This window comes from Burkholderia cepacia GG4 (genome assembly GCF_000292915.1).
Taxonomy (GTDB): Bacteria; Pseudomonadota; Gammaproteobacteria; order Burkholderiales; family Burkholderiaceae; genus Burkholderia; species Burkholderia cepacia_D.
Map to the genome: position 1 here is coordinate 1,346,236 of NC_018514.1, position 21,533 is coordinate 1,367,768.

General features: G+C 67.0%; 16 protein-coding genes. 12 read left to right on the top strand and 4 right to left on the bottom strand.

All coding sequences use genetic code 11. The features are described from left to right. Nucleotides 1-6: 6 nt before the first annotated feature. Both GEM_RS21795 and GEM_RS21800 read right to left on the bottom strand, forming a co-directional pair. Nucleotides 7-1,398: an undecaprenyl-phosphate glucose phosphotransferase gene (locus GEM_RS21795; RefSeq protein ID WP_014899560.1), complete on the bottom strand. Its 1,392-nt coding sequence runs from the start codon at nucleotides 1,396-1,398 to the stop codon at nucleotides 7-9. 32 nt (nucleotides 1,399-1,430) lie between these two features. Continuing rightward, nucleotides 1,431-2,213 carry a Crp/Fnr family transcriptional regulator gene (locus GEM_RS21800; protein ID WP_014899561.1) on the bottom strand — a complete coding sequence of 261 codons (783 nt, stop codon included), beginning with the start codon at nucleotides 2,211-2,213 and terminating at the stop codon, nucleotides 1,431-1,433. A gap of 887 nt (nucleotides 2,214-3,100) precedes the next feature. Here GEM_RS21800 and GEM_RS21805 point away from each other — a divergent pair. The 6 genes from GEM_RS21805 (at nucleotide 3,101) to GEM_RS21830 (ending at nucleotide 10,002) form a co-directional block, all read left to right on the top strand. Then, entirely contained in the window at nucleotides 3,101-3,883 is a 783-nt protein-coding gene (locus GEM_RS21805; RefSeq protein ID WP_014899562.1) for a Crp/Fnr family transcriptional regulator, read from the top strand. A 168-nt stretch (nucleotides 3,884-4,051) separates the two neighbouring features. Continuing rightward, on the top strand, nucleotides 4,052-4,303 hold the full coding sequence (locus GEM_RS21810) for an acyl carrier protein (protein WP_014899563.1): 252 nt from the start codon (nucleotides 4,052-4,054) through the stop codon (nucleotides 4,301-4,303). Continuing rightward, a complete protein-coding gene (locus GEM_RS21815; protein ID WP_014899564.1) occupies nucleotides 4,300-5,496 on the top strand; it encodes an acyl-CoA dehydrogenase family protein in 1,197 nt (398 codons plus the stop codon). Before GEM_RS21810 ends, GEM_RS21815 begins: the two co-directional genes overlap by 4 nt. Next, nucleotides 5,493-6,476 (top strand): amino acid--[acyl-carrier-protein] ligase, encoded by a 984-nt coding sequence (locus GEM_RS21820; protein ID WP_014899565.1) that lies wholly within the window; start codon nucleotides 5,493-5,495, stop codon nucleotides 6,474-6,476. The genes GEM_RS21815 and GEM_RS21820 overlap by 4 nt, the downstream gene beginning before the upstream one ends. Further along, nucleotides 6,473-7,528 carry a DUF1839 family protein gene (locus tag GEM_RS21825; protein WP_014899566.1) on the top strand — a complete coding sequence of 352 codons (1,056 nt, stop codon included), beginning with the start codon at nucleotides 6,473-6,475 and terminating at the stop codon, nucleotides 7,526-7,528. The genes GEM_RS21820 and GEM_RS21825 overlap by 4 nt, the downstream gene beginning before the upstream one ends. Continuing rightward, complete coding sequence (locus GEM_RS21830; RefSeq protein ID WP_014899567.1) at nucleotides 7,525-10,002, top strand: glycosyl hydrolase 2 galactose-binding domain-containing protein; 2,478 nt, start codon at nucleotides 7,525-7,527, stop codon at nucleotides 10,000-10,002. The genes GEM_RS21825 and GEM_RS21830 overlap by 4 nt, the downstream gene beginning before the upstream one ends. Before the next feature lie 39 nt (nucleotides 10,003-10,041). On the opposite strand, the gene GEM_RS21835 is transcribed toward GEM_RS21830, so the two are convergent. Beyond that, the gene (locus tag GEM_RS21835; RefSeq protein WP_041490786.1) at nucleotides 10,042-11,433 is read right to left on the bottom strand and encodes a sigma-54 dependent transcriptional regulator; all 1,392 of its coding nucleotides are present in this window, start codon (nucleotides 11,431-11,433) and stop codon (nucleotides 10,042-10,044) included. 1,127 nt (nucleotides 11,434-12,560) lie between these two features. Between GEM_RS21835 and GEM_RS21840 the strand changes: the two genes are divergently transcribed. Then, nucleotides 12,561-13,175, top strand: a complete 615-nt coding sequence (locus tag GEM_RS21840; RefSeq protein ID WP_420358933.1) for a drug:proton antiporter — start codon at nucleotides 12,561-12,563, stop codon at nucleotides 13,173-13,175. Next, nucleotides 13,172-14,770, top strand: a complete 1,599-nt coding sequence (locus GEM_RS21845; protein WP_014899570.1) for a mannose-1-phosphate guanylyltransferase/mannose-6-phosphate isomerase — start codon at nucleotides 13,172-13,174, stop codon at nucleotides 14,768-14,770. Before GEM_RS21840 ends, GEM_RS21845 begins: the two co-directional genes overlap by 4 nt. 78 nt (nucleotides 14,771-14,848) lie before the next feature. Here GEM_RS21845 and GEM_RS21850 read toward each other — a convergent pair whose 3' ends face one another. Continuing rightward, a complete protein-coding gene (locus GEM_RS21850) occupies nucleotides 14,849-16,138 on the bottom strand; it encodes a right-handed parallel beta-helix repeat-containing protein (RefSeq protein ID WP_041490787.1) in 1,290 nt (429 codons plus the stop codon). Nucleotides 16,139-16,555: 417 nt separating this feature from the next. On the opposite strand from GEM_RS21850, the gene GEM_RS21855 reads away from it, so the two are divergent. The 4 genes from GEM_RS21855 to GEM_RS21870 all read left to right on the top strand — a co-directional run bounded on the left by GEM_RS21855 (nucleotide 16,556) and on the right by GEM_RS21870 (nucleotide 21,508). Next, complete coding sequence (locus tag GEM_RS21855; protein WP_014899572.1) at nucleotides 16,556-17,617, top strand: glycosyltransferase family 2 protein; 1,062 nt, start codon at nucleotides 16,556-16,558, stop codon at nucleotides 17,615-17,617. A gap of 449 nt (nucleotides 17,618-18,066) precedes the next feature. Next, the gene (locus GEM_RS21860) at nucleotides 18,067-19,215 is read left to right on the top strand and encodes a glycosyltransferase (protein ID WP_041490970.1); all 1,149 of its coding nucleotides are present in this window, start codon (nucleotides 18,067-18,069) and stop codon (nucleotides 19,213-19,215) included. Nucleotides 19,216-19,244: 29 nt separating this feature from the next. Further along, on the top strand, nucleotides 19,245-20,324 hold the full coding sequence (locus GEM_RS21865) for a glycosyltransferase family 4 protein (protein WP_014899574.1): 1,080 nt from the start codon (nucleotides 19,245-19,247) through the stop codon (nucleotides 20,322-20,324). 131 nt (nucleotides 20,325-20,455) lie between these two features. Further along, on the top strand, nucleotides 20,456-21,508 hold the full coding sequence (locus tag GEM_RS21870) for an acyltransferase family protein (protein ID WP_014899575.1): 1,053 nt from the start codon (nucleotides 20,456-20,458) through the stop codon (nucleotides 21,506-21,508). Nucleotides 21,509-21,533: the final 25 nt, after the last annotated feature.

A 21,533-nucleotide genomic window follows, 5' to 3' on the forward strand; every position in this document is an offset into this window, starting at 1 on the left:
TAATCATTAAAATGCGTTGCGGCCGATGAAGCCACGCACGATCGTCATCAGGATGATCTTCATGTCGAACCAGAAGCTCCAGTTCTGCATGTAGAACAGGTCGAACTTCACGCGCGCGGCCATCGCCTCGACCTTGCGCGTCTCGCCGCGATAACCGTTCACCTGCGCCCAGCCCGTGATCCCCGGCCGCACGCGATAGCGATACATGTAGCAGTCGATCAGTTGCCGATAGAAGTCGTCATGCTCGATCGCATGGGGACGTGGCCCGACCACCGACATCTGGCCGAACAGCACGTTGAAGAACTGCGGCAGCTCGTCGAGCGACGTGCGCCGCAGGAACGCACCGACCGGCGTGATGCGCGCATCGTTGCGCGAGGCCTGCCGCACGACGCCCGGCTGTGCGCGATGCGCGCGCATCGTCCTGAACTTGAGGATCTGGAACTCGCGCCCGTCGGCGCCCTTGCGGCGCTGCCTGAACAAGACGGGCCCCGGCGACGACAGCTTCACCGCGATCGCCAGCACCGTCAGCAGCGGCAGCAGCGGGATCAGCACGACGACCGCGAACAGCCGGTCGAACGCGAACTTCGCCCATAGCTCCGGCGCGGAGCGCGGCGTGGTCGCGAGGTTGATCGCCGGCATGCCGAGCACGTCGGTCGCCGAACGCTCGACGACCGCCATCTGCCGCACGTCCGGCAACAGCCGCAGCTCGACGAACTCGTCGCGCAACTCGCGCACGATGCGCTGGATGCGCCACTCGTGCGACATCGGCAGCGTGAGCCATACTTCATCGATCTCGCCGCCGCGAATCATGCGCCGCAGCGCGCCCCAATCGTCGATCACCGGCACGCCGCCGATGCCATCCGCCGCGGCCGCGGCCGGCGCGGCGTCGTCGAATACGCAGGCAGCCGCGAACGCGCCACCCGGCTCGAGCTGCATCCGTTCGATCGCCACGCGTCCGTACGCGGTCGCGCCGACGACGGCGACCCGCCGCTGCTGCGCGCGCAGGTCGCCGCGCGACAGCGCGAGCGCGCACCACGCCAGCCTGCCGAGCAGCAGCGCCGCATCGCCGGACAGCACCGTGCGCGCGATCCAGCGCGTCGTGACCGTGCCGCCGCGGTTCATGATCGACATCGTGCCGGCCACCGTCAGCGTGCTCGCGCACATGACGGCCACCACCGTGCGCGTCAACGCCGGTCCGCCGCCGTGCGTCGACGCACGGCCACGCACCACGCGCGCGCTGCGCGGCAACAGCGCGACGGTCAGCACGCACAGCAATGCGATCGCGCCGCGCTGCGCATCGGACAATTGATGCCACGCGAGCCCCATCGCGGCCTGTGCCGCGAGCGCGCCCGCCAGCACGAGCGCGGCGTCAGTCGCGGCAAGCGCGGCACGTCGCATCGCATTCGTTCCACCCGACATCGCATGCATCGTCACGCACCGTGCGCGGGGAACCCGCCATGCATCTCCGGCAGCCGCGGCCGCACCGGCATCGGCCTCGCGACCTCGCGCGAACCGAGCAGCCGGCGATAGTCCGCGCGAATCAGGTCGTAGCATTCGCACGCCTGCCGTTCGAGACCGTCGCGATCGAGCACGGTGATGCGGCCGCGGCGCTGCCGGATCAACCCGGCGTCCTGCAGATGGCCGGCCGCTTCCGTCACGCCCTCGCGGCGCACGCCGAGCATGTTGGCGATCGTCTGCTGCGTGACGGCCAGCTCGTCGCCGTCGATCCGGTCATGCGCGAGCAGCAGCCAGCGGCTCAACTGGTCGCTGACCGAGTGATGCCGGTTGCACAGCGCGCTGCGCGAGATCTGCGCCATGGTCGCCTGGCAGCAGTTCAGCAGCAGCCGGTAAGTCGCGGGCGATCGTTCGAATTCCGAGCGCATCACGCAGGTCGGTACGCGATAGGCCGTCCCGCCGATGCGGACTTCGACCCGGTTCGACACCGCGGCGCCGCCGACCAGCGTCGCGAGGCCAACCACGCCTTCGCGGCCGACCACCGCCACCTCGACCATCGCACCATCCTCCATGAGGTGCTGCACCGACATCATGGCGGTCGTCGGGAAGTGCAGATGACGCATCGGTTCGCCGACCCTGTCGAGCATGCCAGCCTTGATCCTGACCAGCTCGAGGTGCGGTGCGATCGCACGGATGCTGTCCTCCGGGAGGGCAGCGAGGATGGCATTCGCCGAGTAGCTCGAGTGAAGATGAAGCATGTCTGTATCCCTTTTATCGTCCCTGCCGCGTGCAGCCGCGTCAGCGGAACTCGTTATCGCGATGCGCATCCGGACGACAACGCGGGTTGCGGCCACAACCCTGAATCCGATCGACCTTCGGCTGCTCGCCGCCGGATCGAATCGGTCGTCCCGTTTCGACACGCCGGCACGAACAAGCGATTTACGTGCCAATACCCGCTCATCCTTAATATGTGAACCACATCCGATTTAGATCACCGAATAACCGGCCGCAAAACGGAAAAAAGCGTCTCATTTCCGGACACCCCGGCGCAGCGGTCACAGCGAGGGATTCACCAGATCAATGCCCGCATGCCGCGCAGCACCGTCCACGCCGACGCGCGCAGTCTTATCGTTCAAATACTTACGACTTGTTTTCAATCGTTTCCGTGACGTCCCACATTACGTCCAGCGCGCGCCCCGCATCCCGAATGGTCGCTTGGAACTGTCTCAAATCTGAATCGCGAGGTTAATTTTCAGATTTGTAGTCGACCGCACACATCTCATGCAACACATTGATTTTATTGATAAATAAAAATTCAATATCTCGATTGTCAAATAATGTTCAATGTCTTCTATATTTTTCCGGCACGATGATCAGCGTCGCCCGATTGATTCCCGATCGACGTCCAATCATCGCCCCCACAATCCATTCATGGTTCTTAATTCACAAAAAAACCGGAACTTCAAATTCACATAACGTTTTCATTCACACCCGATCGTCAAACTTTGTGAAGTGACGTAATGCGAGATTATTAAAATTCAATTGCGTGCTAGCCTGTTTCCCGCCATCGGCATACGAATTCCGACGACCACGAATCCGCACGCGCGTCGCGCGATGTGCGATCGCCACCCTACGAGGATGCGCCGTGACCCACCAGGCCAATGACGCCGTCGCCCACGCGACCGGCATGATCGAGCTTTCCCACAGCTTCGACGCCAACCGGTTTCTCGCGGCCCTCGACCGCGACCAACGCGCGATGCTGATCGCCAACCTGCAACTCGTTCACCTGAAATCCGGGCAAGTGCTGTGCGAACCCGGCGAAATGCTGGCCGCCGTCTACCTGCCCGTCACGACCGCGATTTCGCTGCAGTACGTGTCGTCCGCCGGCATGACGCTGGAAGTCGCGCAGATCGGCAGCGAGAGCATCGTGTGCGACGACGTGATCGGCGGCAGCGGCCGGATGCCCTGCCGCGCCATCGCATGCCGCGACGGCTTCGTCTATCGGCTCGACCGGCGCATATTCGCCACGGCCTTCGACGCGTCACCCGTCATTCGCCATCTGGTGTTCGTCAGCGTGCGGCTGCTGATGGCGCAGGTATCGCAGATCACCTTCTGCAGTCGTCATCACGTGCTCAAACATCAGTTATGCAGATGGTTCCTGCTCGCGTACGATCGTTCGCGCAGCATCGAGATCCAGGTCACCCACAGCATGCTCGCGCAGATGCTCGGCGTACGGCGCGAAACGGTCACGGATGCGGCCGGGGAAATCCAGAAGCTCGGCCTGATCCGCCAGTACCGGAGTTCGATCGAGCTGGCCGATCTCGGCGGCCTCGAGAAGCTGTCGTGCGGCTGCCGCGCGATCGTGCGCGACGAGATGAAGCGCATCCTGGCGACAGACTCGGGCGTGACGGCCGCGGCGCGTGCGTGATTCGCGCGGCAGGTCGGCGTGCGCGTGCGACCGGGGTCAGCAGATTGTAGGGTGGCGAACAGAACGCCGTGCCTGCGAATGGTCTACTGATGCCGGACTGCCGGGGGGACGTCAGCGCGCTGCGCGCGTTCGCCCGAGCGGACGACACCACGCATGCCGGAGCAGCACGTGAAAAACGCAATCAGAACCATCCTCAAGCACGTCGCCCATCTCGAAGCAGCGATCGATTCGATCGGTGACGGGGACGACCTTTACGAAGCAGGCCTCTCGTCGCTCGACACGATCCAGCTGATGCTCGCGATCGAGAAGCAGTTCAACATCGAGATTCCCGACGAGATGCTGAACCGCAACCTGTTCCGCAGCATCGACGCGCTCGCGGACACGATCGCCACCCTGCAACGCGCCGAGCATTCGGCATGAGCACGCTGCTTCCCGAACTCGCGGCCGACGGCGAAGCGCATCGGCTCGACGAGGCCGCGCACGCCGTCGCCCAGATCGCCGCGCAGCACGCGGACGCGGTCGATCGCGACGCGCGCTGCCCCGTCGAGGCGATCGAGGCGATGCGGGCACGCCGCCTGCTTGGCGCGATGGTCCCGACCCCGCTCGGCGGCGCCGGCGCGTCACTCGCGGACGTCGTCTCCGCATGCTCGATCCTCGGCCAGGCCTGTGCGTCGTCGGCAATGGTGTTCGCGATGCACCAGATCCAGGTTGCCTGCATCGTCGATCACGCGGCCGACCAGGGCTGGCACCGGCTGTTCCTGCAGCAGCTCGTGCGGCACCAGTGGCTGCTCGCGTCGGCGACGTCGGAAGACGGCGTCGGCGGCAACCTGCGTGCGAGCCAGTGCGCGCTCGAAAGCAACGGCGGCGAATTCCGGCTGCACAAGGCCGCACCGACGATCTCGTACGGCGACTACGCGGACGGCATCCTCGCGACCGCGCGCCGCGACGCCGACGCGCCCGCGTCCGAGCAGGTGCTCGTCACGCTGCTGCGCGACGGCTATACGCTCACGCGCCGCGGCGAATGGGACACGCTGGGCATGCGCGGCACGTGCAGCAACGGCTTCGTGCTCGACGCGCAGGGCGCGACCGTGCAATGCCTGCCGGTGCCGTTCGCGCAGATCGCCGAACAGACGATGGTGCCGGTTTCGCACATCCTGTGGGCCGCGGTATGGATCGGGGTCGCCGGTGACGCATTCCATCGTGCACATCAGTTCTTCCGCGCGCAGGCACGCCAGAGCGATGGTGCGCCGTCGCCGGCGTCGCGACGCATCGCCGAATCGCTCGCGCTGATGCAGGCGATGCAGGCACGCGTCGACAACGTGCTGCGCCTGTACGCGCGCGCGTCGTCCCGTTCGTGGTCGGCCGGCATGGCCTGGGCCGCCGAAATCAACACACTGAAGACCTATGTGTCGTCGACGGCGCTCGAGGTCGTGCAGCAGGCGATGATGATCTGCGGGATGGCCGGCTACAAGCACGGCACGCCGTTCAGCATCGGCCGCCACCTTCGCGACCTGCACGCGGCGCCGCTGATGATCAGCAACGACCGCATCGCCGCCAATACCTCGAGCCTGCTGCTCGCACTGCGTCCCGCGACGCTGGAGAAACACTCGTGAACGATCGCCTGCCCGTGCCTTCCACCGCTTCCACCGCCCCCGCGCCGTCCGACGCGCCGCTCGACCGCGCGGGCGTCAATCCGCTGCGCGACGCGCTGATCGATGCGGGCCTGCTGGTGTCGACCGGCATCCAGGGCCTGTTCGGCCGCAGCGAGCGGTTCGAGCGCGTCGTGGAAGCGCTCGATGCCTTCGTCACGCGGCTCGGTGCCGACCAGCAGGCCGACGTGCTGCGGTTCCCGCCGGCGATGAGCCGGACCGAGTTCGAGCGCAGCGAATACATGAAGAGCTTCCCGCAGCTCGCGGGCAGCGTGCATGCGTTCGGCGGCGACGAACGGCGCCACCAGCGCCTGCTGCAGTGCCTCGACCGCGGCGAGGACTGGACCGAGGACCAGAAGCCGACCTACGTCGTGATGACGCCGGCCGCCTGCTATCCGGTCTACCCGGTCGTCGCGCGCGCGGGTGCGCTGCCCGGCGACGGCCGGATCGTCGACGTGTTCTCGTACTGCTTCCGTCACGAGCCGTCGCTCGACCCGACCCGCATGCAGCTGTTCCGGATGCGCGAGTACGTCCGGATCGGCACGCCCGAGCAAATCGTCGCGTTCCGCGAGACCTGGATGGAGCGCGGCACGCGGATGATCGACGCGCTGCGCCTGCCGAACACGATCGATCTCGCGAACGATCCGTTCTTCGGGCGCGGCGGCAAGATCGTCGCGAACAGCCAGCGCGAGCAGAACCTGAAGTTCGAGCTGCTGATCCCGATCGAGCACGACGACCGGCAGACCGCGTGCCTGAGCTTCAACTACCACATGGATCACTTCGGGCTGCTGTGGGACATCCGCACCGCGACGGGCGACGTCGCGCACACGGGCTGCGTCGGCTTCGGCCTCGAACGGCTGACGCTCGCGCTGTTCCGCCACCACGGCCTCGACATCGACGCGTGGCCGCGCGAAGTCCGCGACGTGCTGTGGAGCACGCGATGAACTTCGTGTCCCGCGACGGCGAGGACGTGTCGTTCGACGACGTGCGCCACCGCGCACGCCACTACCGGCCACACCCGCTGCACAGCCAGGAAATGGTCTGGAAACAGACCAACTGTTACGTCGACATGTGGCTCGAGGTGCTCAGGTGGTGGGGCCTCAATCCGTATGCGGCGCTGCCGTTTACGATCGCGCTCGATTTCGAGGGCGACCAGTTCACGTTCTTCAAGTTTCCGCACGACGAACTGGAGCGGCTCTACGGAATCGTCGTGCAGGAACACTCGATCTACGAATCGCTCGACCAGCACATCGAGACGCAGGTCGCGCGCGGTCACCTGATGATCGTCGAGGTCGACGCGTGGTACCTGCCCGACACGCGCGGCAGCAGCTACCGCACACAACATACGAAGACGACGATCGGCATCGACGCGATCGATCGGGTACGACACCAGATCGGCTACTTCCACAACAGCAGCTATTACGTGGCCGAGGATTTCGACTACGACGGCCTCGTCGGCGGCAGCTCGCCGATGCCGCTGCCGCCCTATGTGGAGTGCGCGAAGCGACGTTTCGCGCCGCTCGACGAGCGCGCGCTGTGCGAAGCGTCGCTCGCCGCGCTGCAGCATCACTTGCGGCGCCTGCCGGTCGTCAATCCGGTCTCGGCGTTCCGGCGCCAGTTGCAGATCGATGCGAAATCGCTCGCCGATTCACCGCTCGAACGCTTCCACGCGTACTCGTTCAATTCGGTACGGCAACTCGGCGCGAACTTCGAACTGTTCGGCCACTACACGCGCTGGCTGCAGGCAAGCGGCTGCGTCGGCCCGTTCGCCGAACTCCGCACCGCGTGCGATCGCATTGCGTCCGAGGCGATGGTGCTGGAATTCCGGCTCGCGCGGGCCTGCGCGCGCGGCAAGGAAGAACGCGGCGACGGGACGCTCGAAGCGATCGAAGCGGCTTATTCCGATCTCGTCGACTGCGCACGGCAGATCACGTCGTCGCGGCAGCACGCGACCCCCGTTCGCATCGACGCGGCACCCGTGCCGCTGATGCGGTGACGCGCGCGCCCGCGGCGCTCGCGTGGTCGATGCTCGCAACGGCGGCGGGCGCCGCGCGCGAGCCGCGCGAGCTCCCCGGCGCTGCCGGCTGGATCGCGGCGCCCGTGCCCGGCACGGTCGCGCAGGCGCTCGTGCTGGCCGGCCGGCCCGACGATACGGCTTCGCTCGACGAGCGCGACCACTGGTATCGCGTCGAACTGCACGGACACGGACCGCGCATGCTGCGGTTTCACGGCCTCGCGACGCTCGCCGACGCCTGGCTCGACGACACGCCGATCCTGCACTCGGACAGCATGTTCGTCGCGCACGACGTTCCCGTGTCGCTCGACGGCACACACCGGTTGACCGTCTGCTTTCGCGCACTCGCGCCGCACCTGCGCGACGCGCGCGCACCGCGCCGCGCCCGCTGGCGCACGCGGCTTGCGGAACCGGCGACGCTGCGCACCGTGCGCACGTCGCTGCTCGGACACATGCCGGGCTGGTTTCCGCGCTGCGTGCCGACCGGTCCGTGGCGGCCCGTCGACGTGCTCGACCCGGCCGACGGCCCCGTTCTGGTTCATTGCGACCTGCATGCACGCGTCGACGGCGACACCGGTTGGCTCGACGCGGAACTCGCGTTCGCCGCGCCGCTGTCCGACACGTTCGCGGCCCGGCTGTCGTGCGGCGAGCACCACGCGACGCTCGAACGCAGCGGCGCCGATCGCCTGCACGCCACCGTCGCGGTGCCCAACGTGCGCCGCTGGTGGCCGCACACACACGGCGAGCCGGTGCTCTACGAGATCGCGCTGCACACCGGCGCCGACCGGCGGCCGCTCGGCGTGACGGGTTTCCGCACGATCGAGCAGGACACCGGCGCCGACGGTAACGGGTTCGGGCTGCGCGTGAACGGTGTGCCGGTGTTCTCGCGCGGTGCATGCTGGAGCAGTGCCGCGCCGCTCGCGCTGCACGCGGACGACGCGACCTATGGCCGCCTGCTCGGGCAGGCGCGCGACGCCGGCTTCAACATGATTCGCGTCGGCGGCACGATGACCTACGAGGCCGACGCATTCCACGCCTGGTGCGACCGGCTCGGGCTGCTGGTCTGGCAGGATTTCATGTTCGCGAACTTCGACTACGCGCTCGACGATCGCGCGTTCGCGGACGCCGTCGACCGCGAAGCCGAACAGTTCCTCACGCGGCACCGGGCATCGCCGTCGCTCGCGGTGCTGTGCGGCGGCAGCGAGATCGCGCAGCAGGCGGCGATGTCGGGGCTCGGGCCAAAGCAGCGCTTCCTCGAACTGACGGCAGACCGGCTCGCTGGCCACGCGGCGGCCCGACGGCCGGATGTCCCCTACGTCCCCGATTCGCCCGGCGGCGGAACGCTGCCGTTCACGCCGCGCGAGCGCGTGTCGCACTACTACGGCGTCGGCGCGTATCTGCGCCCGCTCGGCGACGCGCGCCGCGCCGACGTGCGTTTCGCGAGCGAATGCCTCGCGTTCGCGAACGTGCCGTGCGATGCAACGCTGGCCGACCTCGGCTGGCCGGGTGTCCACGAGCCGCGCTGGAAGGCGGCGGTGCCGCGCGACCCCGGCGCGTCGTGGGATTTTGACGACATTCGCGACCACTATCTGCGCACGCTGTACGAGGTGGTGCCCGAGCACTTGCGGCGCGAAGACCCGTCGCGCTATTTCGAGCTGTCGCGCGCGGCGATTGCCGACCTGATGCGGGACACCCTCTCCGAATGGCGGCGCGCCGGCTCGCGCTGCGCCGGCGCGCTCGTCTGGCAGTTCCAGGACGTGATGCCGGGCGCCGGATGGGGCTTGATCGATGCGGCGCATCGGCCGAAATCGGCGTGGTATGCGCTGCGCCAGGTGCTTCAGCCGGTGCAGGTCCTGGTGGTCGACGAAGGTCTGAACGGGCTCGACGTGCACGTGATCAACGAACGCGCGGTGCCGCTGTCGGCCGCCGTCGAGCTGCTCGCGCTGCGCGACGGCCGCACGCCGGTCGCGCGGGCCGGCGGTCCGGTCCGGATCGCCGCACACGACGCGGTGCGGCTCGGCTCGGCCGAATTGCTCGGCCGCTTCTTTGACTGGACCTACGCGTATCGCTTCGGGCCGTGCGAGCACGACACCGTCGTCGCGACGCTGCGCTCCGAGGACGGCACGCTGCTGTCACAGGCGTTCTACTTTCCGTCCCGCACGCATCCGGCCGTGTTCGCGCGCCGCGAACCCGGGATCGAGGCATGCGTGTCGCGCACCGGCGACACCTGGCACGTCGACATCGACACGCGTCATGTCGCGCGTCACGTGCAGATCGACGCGCCGGGCTTCGTGCCGCGCGACGACTGGTTCCATCTCGCGCCCGGTACGCCCGCACGCGTCGCGCTCGTGCCGCTGGAACACGCGGGCGCACATTCCGGCGCGGGCACGCCGCCGACGGTCGACATCCGCGCGGTCAACGCGGCGCGAACCGTGCGCGCGACGCCGGCTGTCTGACGCGGCCGATACGGCACGCACGGCCGCAGGCCGCGCGCGTCAGTCGGACGAGCCGGTCCCTCTCGGCCGCTCGATCCCGTACGCCTCCATCCAGCGATAGAGCGTCGCGCGCGACACGCCGAGCTCGCGCGCGGAAGCCGCGACGCGCCCGCGGGTGCGCAGCAACGCAGTCTCGATCGCTTCGCGCTCGATCGACTTGCGGATGTCCGCGACAGACGGCGACGCCGCGTCGAGACAATATTCGAGTTCGAGGTCCTGTGCGGTAATCAGGCGCCCTTCCGTCATCACGACGGCGCGGCGCACACGGTTGATCAGTTCGCGCACATTGCCCGGCCAGTCATGCTTGTAGAGCGCGGTAATCGCGTCCGTCGAGAAGCCGCGCACGCGATGGCGCGCGTCGCCGCGAAAGCGCTCGAGCATGTGGTCCGCAAGCAGTTCGATGTCCTTGCCGCGCGCGCGCAGCGGCGGCTGGTCGATGCGCATCACGCAGAGCCGGTGGAACAGATCCGCGCGAAACCGCCCTTCTTCCATCGCTTCGCGCAGGTCGACGTGCGTCGCGGAGACGATCCGCACGTCGACCGGCACCGGATTGCTGCCGCCGAGACGATGGATCGCGCGCTCCTGCAGGAAGCGCAGCAGGCTCGCCTGGCTCTCGTGCGGCAGGTCGCCGATTTCATCGAGCAGCAGCGTGCCGCCGTTCGCGGCCTCGACGTAGCCGATCTTGCGCGCGTTCGCGCCAGTAAACGCGCCGCGCTCGTAGCCGAACAGTTCCGATTGCAGCAGGTGTGGCGGAATCGCGCCGCAGTTGACCGCGACGAACGGGCCGTTGCGCCGTTCCGAATGACGATGGATCGCGACGGCCGTCAGCTCCTTGCCGGTTCCCGTCTCGCCGAACACGAACACCGGTGCGTCGGTGCGCGCGAAGCGCCGCACTGTATCGAACAGCCGCAGCATCGCGCTGCAGGTGCCGACGATGCCGTTCTCCTGCGATTCGAGCCGTTCGCGATCGCGCGCGAACAGGCATTCCATGCCGTACGCGTGGCCGACGGTATCGGCGATCCGCTGATGCGACGCGGGCAACGTGATGTAGTCGAAGCAATAGTCGCGCAACAGTGCGCGCACGTTCGGGGAGGCAGTCTGGCCGGTCTCGACGAGCGCGACCCACACGACATCACGCATCGACGCGCAGGTGGACGCGATGCTGCCGATCGCGTCGGCGTGGCCACCGCTCAGGTCGAGAATGCCGCAGGTGATTTCGCCGGAGGTGTCGCGCAGCTCGCTGGCGTGCGCGACGATCGCCACTTTCCAGTCGCGTCGCGCGAGTTCCTTGCGAAGCATCACCGACGGCGACTGGGTCCAGTAGATCAGAGGACGCTGCCCGCCAGTCCTCCCCCCGCCGGCGCTCTTATCGCGCGCGATTGGCATAGTCATAACGAACCATCACTTTCTCCACTCCGCGACCCGTTCGCGTGCGCCACGGGCGGCGGCGCATGGCCACCTGTCCGCGCTGCGTTCGCGCAGCTTTGGCGAAGATCGAAACCGCACATGGCGAGAGCCCCCGGAGGTCGAGCCGAATGTCATCCGGCCTCGTTGTCATCGAACTCGAAGGGAACGCGCGGCCGCGGGAGCCACGGCGTTCCCGCTTTGATGCGACGCGCCGTCAGGCGACGCACGTCGGCAAACGAACATTCCGTTCGCATTTGCGTCGCGTCGTACCCGACAGTCGCGCCCACTGCTGAACCGGATGACCGCCGACCCGCTGTCGAGATGGCAACCTCATTTCATCCGCTCCTGAATTTACATCCCGTTTCGAGACCGTCTTGTTACCAAAAGATAAACATCGATTCAGCCGATTACGTCCCCCCCCGCCCGGGGCGGTGCGCGTTTAGCGACTCAGATTTGATTATTCACGGCCATTCCCGTTCAATCAGTGGCAAATACTACTTTTCCGCAAGATCGGTGCCGCCCATTGCACGCGATTTTCGCCGGAATCCCGCAGAAACACCGGGCAGCCCGTGTCGTCGGTCGATAATCGTCCGCGTGGCGCGGCGTCAGCATGACACATGCGAGCGCACGCGCGCCGGGCGTTCGTTACAACGCCGTAACGAACTCACGCAACGACACAGCAACTATGCGCGCGTTAACGGTTGCGCCGAAACGATGGCGTCCGAATGCAGAACGCACGCACCGCACGTGGTCTCGACGATGCGGCACACGTCGGCACGCGAACCGCGGCCGATCGTGCGTGCCCGGCACCGCCCTGCACGACCCGCCCGTCGTGAACGATCCCGCTCATCAAGTGCTGCTCCCCGTTGTTCAGTCTCATGCGCTGCCGGTGGCCGGCGTTTCACATTTCGCGGCGGGCCGTCGGGACGTGTCAATTATGGGAATGCCCGGGTGCGGCCGGTGTGTGCTACCGCACATTGCGCCGCTCGCGGCGCGCGAACCACGAGCCGAAACCGGAGCGTGAGTACGCTTTCGAACAGACCGGCGCGCGACGCATCCGCATCATGATCATCGCCGCACCGCACGAAACGAACGCGTCCGTGTCGCGCGGCATGCTGAAGGCTTCACACGAGGACCGCATCATGGAATGGCATTGTTGTGAATTCGCACATCTGAGCGCCGTCGATCTCTACGCAATCCTGCGCGCGCGCAACGCCGTGCTGGTGGTCGAGGATGCGCACACGCATCTCGACATCGACGGCAAGGATGCGCACGCGCTGCACGTGTACGCACGATTGCTCACCGGCGACACCGCGGAAGTCGTCGCATACGCGCGCGTCCTGCCCGGCGACGACGTCGATCCGGACATCGTGATCGACAAGGTACTGACGAGCGAGGCATGCCGCGACGACCGCACCCTCGAGCAGCTGATCGAGCGCGCGCTCACGGCCGCGCAGGCCGCCTGGCCCGACACGTCGGTGCGCACGCACGTTCCCGCGCAGCGGCAGGCCTTCTACAAACGCTTTGGATTCCGCAAGGCCTACGGACCGTATCTCGAACAGGGCGCACCGTTCATCGGGCTCGTCCGGCCGACAGACCGTGCCGCCGGCGCGCTCAGGCAGCTGTTGTCCCGGGCCGTCTCGACGCCCCGGTCGCGAAACGACGACGTACGCGCCGACGGCCGCATGCACACCCGGCTGCCCGCCGATACCGGAGCCAATCGATGACCGCCACCCTTCGTCCGGTTCCCGAACCCGACTTGCCCCGCATCCTGCCCGTCATTCTCGCCGGCGGCTCGGGCACGCGGCTCTGGCCGCTGTCGCGCGAGCAGTATCCGAAGCAGCTGATCGAGCTGACCTCGAACGAATCGCCGCTGTCGGCGACTGCGCGCCGCCTGAACGGCATCGCGAACGCGTCGCTCGGGGACACGCTGCTGCTGGTATGCGGCGAACAGCATCGAATCATGAGCGCCGCACAAGTGGTCGGCCGCGCAGCACCAGCCCGCATCCTGCTCGAACCGGCTGCACGCAATACCGCACCGGCGCTCACACTCGCCGCGCTCGACGCCAGCGCGCTCACCGACGATCCCGTGCTCGCGGTCATGCCGGCCGACCACGTGATCGGCGACATCGCCGCGTTCCAGGAAGCAATCGGGCGCGCGGCACGCTACGCGCAGGAAGGCGCGATCGTCACGCTCGGCGTGCTGCCGCGCCGCGCCGAAACCGGCTACGGCTACATTCAAGTCGGCGAACCGCGCGCGGGCCGCCTCGGCGGCCAGGGCGGCTACACGATCGGGCGTTTCGTCGAGAAGCCGAATGCCGCGCTCGCCGAGCGCTACCTGCATTCGGGCGACTACTGGTGGAACAGCGGGATCTTCGTCACGCGCGCATCGATCTGGCTGAAGGCGATCCGCGCGCTCGCGCCCGACATCCATGCCGCCTGCGACACCGCGTGGCGCGCGGGTATCGCCGAGGATCCGTTCTTCCGGGTCGACGCGACGGCCTTCGACGCATGTCCGTCCGACTCGATCGACTACGCGGTGATGGAGCGCCTCGCACAACACAGCGAACTCGGCATCGAAGGCATCGTGGTGCCGCTGTCTGCCGGCTGGTCGGACGTCGGCACCTGGGATGCGATCTGGGAAATCATGCCGAAGGATGACCAGGGCAACGTCGCGCGCGGCCCGATCGTGTTCGAGGATACGCAGGACAGCCTGGTGCGCTCGGAGGGCCGGCTCATCGCGTGCGTCGGGATGAAGGACGTCGTCGTGATCGAGACGCCCGATGCGGTACTGGTCGCGAACAAGCACGATGTGCAACGCGTGAAGAACATCGTCGCGCGGCTGAAAACCGACCGTCGGCCGCAGGCGAGCGAGCACCGCAAGGTGCAGCGGCCGTGGGGGCATTACGACTCGATCGATCTCGGCGAGCGGTTCCAGGTGAAGCGGATCGTCGTCGAACCCGGCAAGCAGTTGTCTCTGCAGATGCACTATCACCGTGCCGAGCACTGGATCGTCGTGCGTGGCACCGCGAAGGTCACGCGCGGCCACGAAACGTTCCTGCTCAGCGAGAACGAATCGACCTACATCGCGGTCGGCGAGGTCCATCGTCTCGAGAACCCCGGCCGGATTCCGCTCGAGATCATCGAGGTGCAGTCGGGCGACTATCTCGGCGAAGACGATATCGTCCGGTTCGACGATCAATACGGACGTCCGGTCGTCGAGACGGCGCAAGCGCGACCGCGGCCGTCAGGCGCACCGCTCGCTCCACGCGAACCCGGCGAGCCGCAACAGGAAGCGGCGCAACGCGACGTCGTTCGATAGGTGCGCGCCGCTCGCGGCGGTGCGCTCGCCTTGATTCGCAGGCGGCGCGCGGCCCGTGCGACACCGCGTGACACCATTTCAATCGATGCCGCGCTGCGACCAGCGCGCCTGCCTGACGGTCTCGCGCACGCGCGGCAGCAACGACGTATCCGCGCCGACCGCGTCGGGCTCGGTCGACAGCGACTGACGCGCCGCCGTACACGACGCCCCTTTCAACTGGGCCGCCGATGGCCGCGATGGCCGGCCGCTCGTGCAGTCCTGCCGGGGACCGACCCGCACCGGCATGCCGCCGATGCCCGACAGCCGGTTGTCCGCGAGCCGCACACCGGACACGTTTCCCCACAAGCGAATGCCGTCGAATCGCGCGTTCGACACGCGGTTGCCGGTCACGGTCACGCGCGTCACCGCCCCCGACCAGGTGCTGACCTCGATCGCCGCCTGCTGCGTGACCGGACGCACGTCGGTCCGGCCCGTCGCGGTCTGGATCTCCGCGATCACGTTGTGCTCGATGCGGATGTCGGACGCGCCGGATGTCCCGTTGCTGTCCTCCTGCGCGACGAGAATCCCCGAGCTGACCTGCACGTTGCGCACGATGTTGTTCGCGATGGTGACGTCCGCGCCGCCGACCACCGTGATGCCGCGCCCCCACGGGTTGCCTTCGAGCGAGTTGCCGGTAATCAGCACATTGCGTGTCAATACGCGTTCCGACCGGTAGCTCACGACGGCAATCATGTCGTCGCCCGTGCCGCGCACGACATTGCCCTGCACGAGCACGTTGTGCGCACCGTGGGTCATGTGAATGCCGTCCGCGAGCGTCGCCAGCACGTCGTTGCCGACGATCGCGACATCCGCGCCGCCGAACACGAAGATGCCGGCGCCGGCGCCGCCGTCGATCACGTTGTCGAGCACCTGCACGCCGCGCCCCGTCACCTCGACCTTCGTCGAACCCGGCGTCGTGAGGCGCGCCGTGCCGGTTCCCGTGAGCCGGAACCCGACGATCGTCGTGCCGTCGCCGCGCATCTCGATCGTCTGGTCGTCCGGGACGGTCGCGATCAGCGTCGCGCCGTAGCCCGACAGCACGACATGCGGCTGCCGCACGATCAGCGACCGACCGACGACATACCGGCCCGGCGCGAATACCAGTCGCTGGCCCGGCTGCAGTGCGTCCAGCGTGCGTTGCAGCGCGTCGGCCTGGTCGGCCGCGTCGGGAGCGGGACGAACGTACGCGTCCGGTACGTTCGCATGCAGCGCGCCCGGTGCCGGCGTGCCGGACGCTGCCACGGCGAACGCCTGCCACGACAGCACGCCTGCCATGCACATGCCTGCAATCACCGCGCACGCGCGGAACGGGCGTTGCGATCTACGCATCTCGAATCGTTTCCCTGGGATGACATCACGCGCGCCAGTCTGCGCACGCCCGCGGCGCGGCCGGAGCGAACGACGCGAACCGTCCGATTAGATCATTCGATCCGGCGGGGCTTCGGTGCGTCAGCAGACCAATGCATCGTGCCTGCGCCCCGCGATGCGAGGCGCTGTTCGAGGTGCCGTTCGACGACGCGTCGCACGCCCGCGAGCAAATCGCCGAACGGTACGCTCGCGAACCGAGTGCCGATTGACGATGCGTATCATCGCCACCATACGACGCGGCCGTGCTCCGGCAGCGGCGCAAGCCAGCGGCGGCGCCCTGTCCAGTGCCGCGGGCCGACGTGTATCGCACCGGCCGGCGCACCACACGCGACGCCGGTCCTCCGGATCGCCCGCTCTTCGCTCGTCCAGCCCCCGTTCATGACCGACCTGACCATCGCAATCTGCAACTACAACCACGGCGAGTACCTGCGCGACGCGATCGAATCGGCGCTCGCGCAGCGTGCGAACGGCGTGCGGGTCCTGATCGTCGACGACGGTTCCACCGACGATTCGCGCGACATCATTCGCTCGTACGGCGAGCGCGTGACGGCGGTGTTCCAGGAAAATCGCGGCCAGGTCGCCGCGTACAACCGCGCGCTCGAGCATGTCGCGACGCGCTACGTGATCCTGCTCGACGCGGACGACCTGCTCTATGCCGACGCCGCGGCCCGCGTGCTGGCCGCGTTCGCGTCCGGCGACTTCGTGAAGGTCCATTTCCGGCTCGACGTGATCGCGCGGGACGGTGCGTTGACCGGCGCGAGCGTGCCGCAGTCGGCCGTCGACACCGATTGCGGCTGGCTGTTGCGCGCGGGCTGGCTGTACCCGTCTCCGCCCGCATCGGGCAACGCGTATCGGGTCGACGCGCTCAAACGCATCTTTCCGGTGCCCGTCACGCCGGACAACCTGCATGGTGCCGATTTCTATGCGATCTACGGGATCGCGTTGCTCGGCGCCGTGCACATGATCGACGCAACGCTCGGCGGCTATCGCGTGCATCAGCAGTTGGATGCGAAAGAGGCCGACGACTCGGCCGGCAACGCGCCGGCCCTCGCGCTCACCAATTCGGAAGACGCGGCCACGGGCGCGCTTAAGGCCGAACGCCGCTGGTCGATACTGCGCATGCTGGCCGGCACGCGACTGCACGAAGCGCTGCCGATCGCGCCGCTCGACTTCGCGATCGAGAAGGCCCGCTTCGCAAGCACGCTGTATCACGCGCCGCTCGCACGGCGCTGGCGCTGGTTCCTGTACGAATCCGGACGCTACTGGCATACCGTGCTGCGCAATCCGTTCTGGCGTCCTGCCAAGAAAGTGGCCGTTGCCGCGCTGTCGCTCGCATGCCTGCTGCCCTCGTCGACGCTCAGCAACCACGCGATTCGCTATCTCTCCAATCCGCTCGCGCGCATGCGCAAGTCAGCCGCACAGCGAGCCGGCGCTCGATAGCCGGTCGCGCCGGGACTTCCGGCGGCTTCGGTAAGCCATCGCACCCAGTGGATCGGGCGGGCGCTGCACAATGATCCGGACCAGTGGATTCACGCGCACTGACAAGACTTCGCAGTTGCCAGGTCTCCAGTCGTCGTGGTCGGACGCCGGCATCTGAGGTTCGGTAGCGTCGAACCGGCACGTAGCGCGCGGCGTCGATTCCGGTCGCTGCATCGCGTTCTTCGCCTCTTGCAGAGTCGACCCGATATCGCACCGACGGCGACAAACCGGCTGCCTAGCCGGATCGCACGCGCGACCATGACAGCGGGGATCCAATGGTCACGACCGGCATTCATTCATCAATTAGGAGTGCATAGCTCAATGAACCGGATGTCGCGACCACCCGATTCGCCCGCTACCCATCGTCACGATGGGCGATGACAGGCGCGATCGAATCGATAGACCCAATGATGACCACGGAAAAGATCGTTCATATTGCCGAAGCGTTTGGCGGCGGCGTGCTTTCGATGCTGACCCCGCTCGCCAACCACGCTGCGGCAACCGGCGTCGACGTGACGGTCCTGCACTCGATCCGGCCGGAAACCCCGACCGGTTTTTCGACGCTGTTCCGGCCCGACGTGAAACTCGTCTACGTCGACATGGTTCGCGAGGTCAGCGTCAAACAGGACTTTCGGAGCCTGCTCGCGCTGGTCAGGCACCTGCGCGACTGCGCACCGACCGCGATTCACCTGCATTCGTCGAAGGCGGGTGTACTGGGACGGATCGCCGCGCGGATCGCCGCCCCGAACGCAACCGTTCTCTACTCGCCGCACGGGTTGTCGTTCCTCCGCTGCGACGTATCGCGCATGAAGCAGTTCGCCTACCTGATCTTCGAGCGAATCGCGGCGCGCATCGGAGGAACCATCGTAGCGTGCTCGCGCAGCGAACTCGGCGAGATCAACGGCAAGGTCCGGGCGAGATCGGCGGTACTGGTGGAAAACGGCGTTCATGTGGCCGAGATCCCGCCCCGTCGAACGCGTGACGATCGCAAGGTCGTGATCGGGATGAGCGCCCGGGCGTCGTTCCAGAAGAACCATGAAGCGTTCGTGCGGCTGGCCGACAAGCTCCATGGCGCCGACATCGAATTCGTGTGGATCGGCGGCAACCCCGCCGAGATCCTCGATCCCCGCCAGCGTCAGGCCATCGTCTGCAGCGGCTGGGTGACACGCGCACGTGCGCTGACGCTCACGTCGGAACTGGACATCTACGTCCAGACCTCTCGCTGGGAAGGCATGCCGGTCGCGCTGATCGAAGCGCAGGTTGCCGGCATACCCGCCGTGGTGACGGATGTCGTCGGCAACCGCGACGTAGTGATTCACGGCGTGACCGGATACGTCGCGTCGAGTGCCGACGAGATGGCCGGCTACCTGACCCTGCTGCGCGACGATCGGCCGCTTCGGGAGCAAATGGGCGCGGCGGCCCGGCAACTGGCCCTTCAGCGGTTCTCGATGAACGCGATCTTCCGGCAATGGCACGCCCTTTACGGCCTGGATACCGACGATCCGCGCGCCGACGCGCTCGACTTCGAGCCCGCAACCGCGGATCACGTCAAGGCCTGATTCCGACACCCCGATACTCGATCATTGACATGCCAGTGTTCAAAAAGCCGAAAAAACTCGTATACAACGGCCGGTTCACCACCCAGAAAACGACCGGCGTGCAACGCGTCGCGCGCGAGCTGATCGCCGCGCTGATCAAGTGCCGGCCTCACGATCCGGTGACCGTCCTCGTGCCGCCGCAGCCCGGCGTTGCGGTGAGCGGCGCGACGACGGTCAAGGTCGGTTTCTACAAGGGCGTGATCTGGGAGCAGCTGGTGCTCCCGCTGTTCGCCCGGCGCGGCCGCATCGTCAACCTCAGCAATACCGCGTCCATTTTCATCGGCAGCCAGATCGTCTACATGCACGACGCGGCCGTGTTCGATACGCCCGCCCACTTCTCCCGGCCGTTTCGGGTCTGGTATCGGATCATGTTCTGGATCCTGGCACGAACCTCCGTTTGCGTGCTGACCAATTCCTGCTTCTCGCGGGATCGCCTCGCGCACCACTGCGGCGTGTCCCGGGAAAAAATCAGCGTCGTGCCGCTCGGTGCGGATCATCTCGACGCGCTGGAACCGGACGCGAGCGTGCTCGACGAACATGCGCTGACGCCGGATCGATTCGTGCTCGCCGTCAGCAGCATGAACCCGACCAAGAACTTCGGACGACTGATCGCCGCGTTTCGGCAGATCGACGATCCGTCGGTCGACCTCGTCATCGTCGGGATGCGGAACACCACCGTGTTCGGCAAGCAGGCCCCCATGTCGGCAGCGGAACCGAACGTCAAGTACGTCGGCTATATCAGCGACGAGCAATTGAAGGCGCTGTACCAGAACGCCGCGTGCTTCCTTTACCCGTCGATCTACGAAGGCTTCGGCATCCCGCCGCTCGAGGCGATGCGATATGGCTGCCCGACGGTGGTCGGGAAGTCCGCGGCACTGCCGGAAGTCTGTGCCGATGCCGCGCTGTACTGCGATCCGTATTCGCAGGACGACATCGCGCAGAAATTGCGGACCATGCTGGACTCGGCCGAGCTCAGGGCCGAGCTCAAACGCAAGGGAAGCGTGCACGCGGAGAAGTTTCGCTGGAGCAGAAGCGCGCAACTGATGACGGAAATATTCGACGCGCTGTAGCGCATCGCGTCGCGCGGTCCGGCGGCCAACTGTCCCCCACCGCACTGTCTTGCGCGTCGGCCCTCCATAGAGTGGAACGACTGTCCCTATCTCGGCGGTGCGGCTCCTGACGGGCCCGCCGCCCCTTCGTCATGACTGCACGCGAAACCAGCCTCGATGTCGCCCGCGGCGCGGGAATCATTCTTGTCGTCTACGGGCATGTGCTGCGCGGAGTCGTTTCTGCCGACCTCGTGCCGGCAGGCGCGGCCGATACCGCGCTCGCGTGGAGCGACTACGTGATCTATACGTTCCACATGCCGTTGTTCTTCTTTCTGTCCGGCCTGCACGTCTGCAGTTCGCTGCGGCGCGCGCCACACGGGTACTTGTGGTCGAAGGTGCGGACGATCGTGTATCCGTACCTGCTGTGGTCGATCGTGCAGGGCGCCGTGCAGATCGCGATGGCGTCTCACGGCACCAATCATCCGTTTACGCTGAACGACTTGCTGGCAATCGGCTGGCGGCCGTTCGCGCAGTTCTGGTTCCTCTATGCACTGATGCTCTGCATGCTCGGCATCCGCGCATTCGCGACGGCCATGCCTGACGCGACGCATGTGCCGATGCCGGCGCGCGCGCGCGCCTGGCTCGCCGGAGGCGCGGCGCTCGGCCTGGTGCTCGGTTCGGTGACACAGTTTGGCATCCTGTCGATCACGCTGATGAACGGACCGTTCTTCGTGGCCGGCGTCATTGCGTCGCAGCCGTTGCCCGCCTGGCTCGCACGCAACAGCGGACCGACCGCATTGGCCACAACGGCCACGGCGTTCGTCGCCGCGGTCGTGTTCGCTCATGGCTTCGGTAGCGCGACGAGTGTCTGGGCGCTTCCCGCCGCGTTCGCCGGTATCGCGCTGGCGCTGCAACTCGCGCACCGGTACGCGTCACAGCCGGCACGCGCGGCGTGGCTCGCCGCGATCGGTTGCGCATCGATGCCGATCTACCTGACCCACATCTTCGCGATGGCTGCCGTGCGCATCGTGCTGACGCGTGTCGGCATCACCAGTCTCGCGGCACACCTCGTGCTCGGCACGCTGGCGGGCGTCGCGATCCCGATGGTCGTCTATCGGGTCACGTTGCGGTCGGGGCTCGCGCGCATGGCGGGTTTCCCGTCCTGGCCTGGGCGCGCCACGGCAGTGCGAACACGCACCGCGTGAGTTTCATGGTCAGCCGAGGTCGGTC

Excerpts from the sequence above, each read along its gene's own strand:
- GEM_RS21795 (WP_014899560.1), bottom strand. The coding sequence starts at position 1,398 with ATGCGACGTGCCGCGCTTGCCGCGACTGACGCCGCGCTCGTGCTGGCG.
- GEM_RS21800 (WP_014899561.1), bottom strand. The coding sequence starts at position 2,213 with ATGCTTCATCTTCACTCGAGCTACTCGGCGAATGCCATCCTCGCTGCC.
- GEM_RS21815 (WP_014899564.1), top strand. The coding sequence starts at position 4,300 with ATGAGCACGCTGCTTCCCGAACTCGCGGCCGACGGCGAAGCGCATCGG.
- GEM_RS21825 (WP_014899566.1), top strand. The coding sequence starts at position 6,473 with ATGAACTTCGTGTCCCGCGACGGCGAGGACGTGTCGTTCGACGACGTG.
- GEM_RS21835 (WP_041490786.1), bottom strand. The coding sequence starts at position 11,433 with ATGACTATGCCAATCGCGCGCGATAAGAGCGCCGGCGGGGGGAGGACT.
- GEM_RS21840 (WP_420358933.1), top strand. The coding sequence starts at position 12,561 with ATGCTGAAGGCTTCACACGAGGACCGCATCATGGAATGGCATTGTTGT.
- GEM_RS21845 (WP_014899570.1), top strand. The coding sequence starts at position 13,172 with ATGACCGCCACCCTTCGTCCGGTTCCCGAACCCGACTTGCCCCGCATC.
- GEM_RS21850 (WP_041490787.1), bottom strand. The coding sequence starts at position 16,138 with ATGCGTAGATCGCAACGCCCGTTCCGCGCGTGCGCGGTGATTGCAGGC.
- GEM_RS21855 (WP_014899572.1), top strand. The coding sequence starts at position 16,556 with ATGACCGACCTGACCATCGCAATCTGCAACTACAACCACGGCGAGTAC.
- GEM_RS21860 (WP_041490970.1), top strand. The coding sequence starts at position 18,067 with ATGACCACGGAAAAGATCGTTCATATTGCCGAAGCGTTTGGCGGCGGC.
- GEM_RS21865 (WP_014899574.1), top strand. The coding sequence starts at position 19,245 with ATGCCAGTGTTCAAAAAGCCGAAAAAACTCGTATACAACGGCCGGTTC.
- GEM_RS21870 (WP_014899575.1), top strand. The coding sequence starts at position 20,456 with ATGACTGCACGCGAAACCAGCCTCGATGTCGCCCGCGGCGCGGGAATC.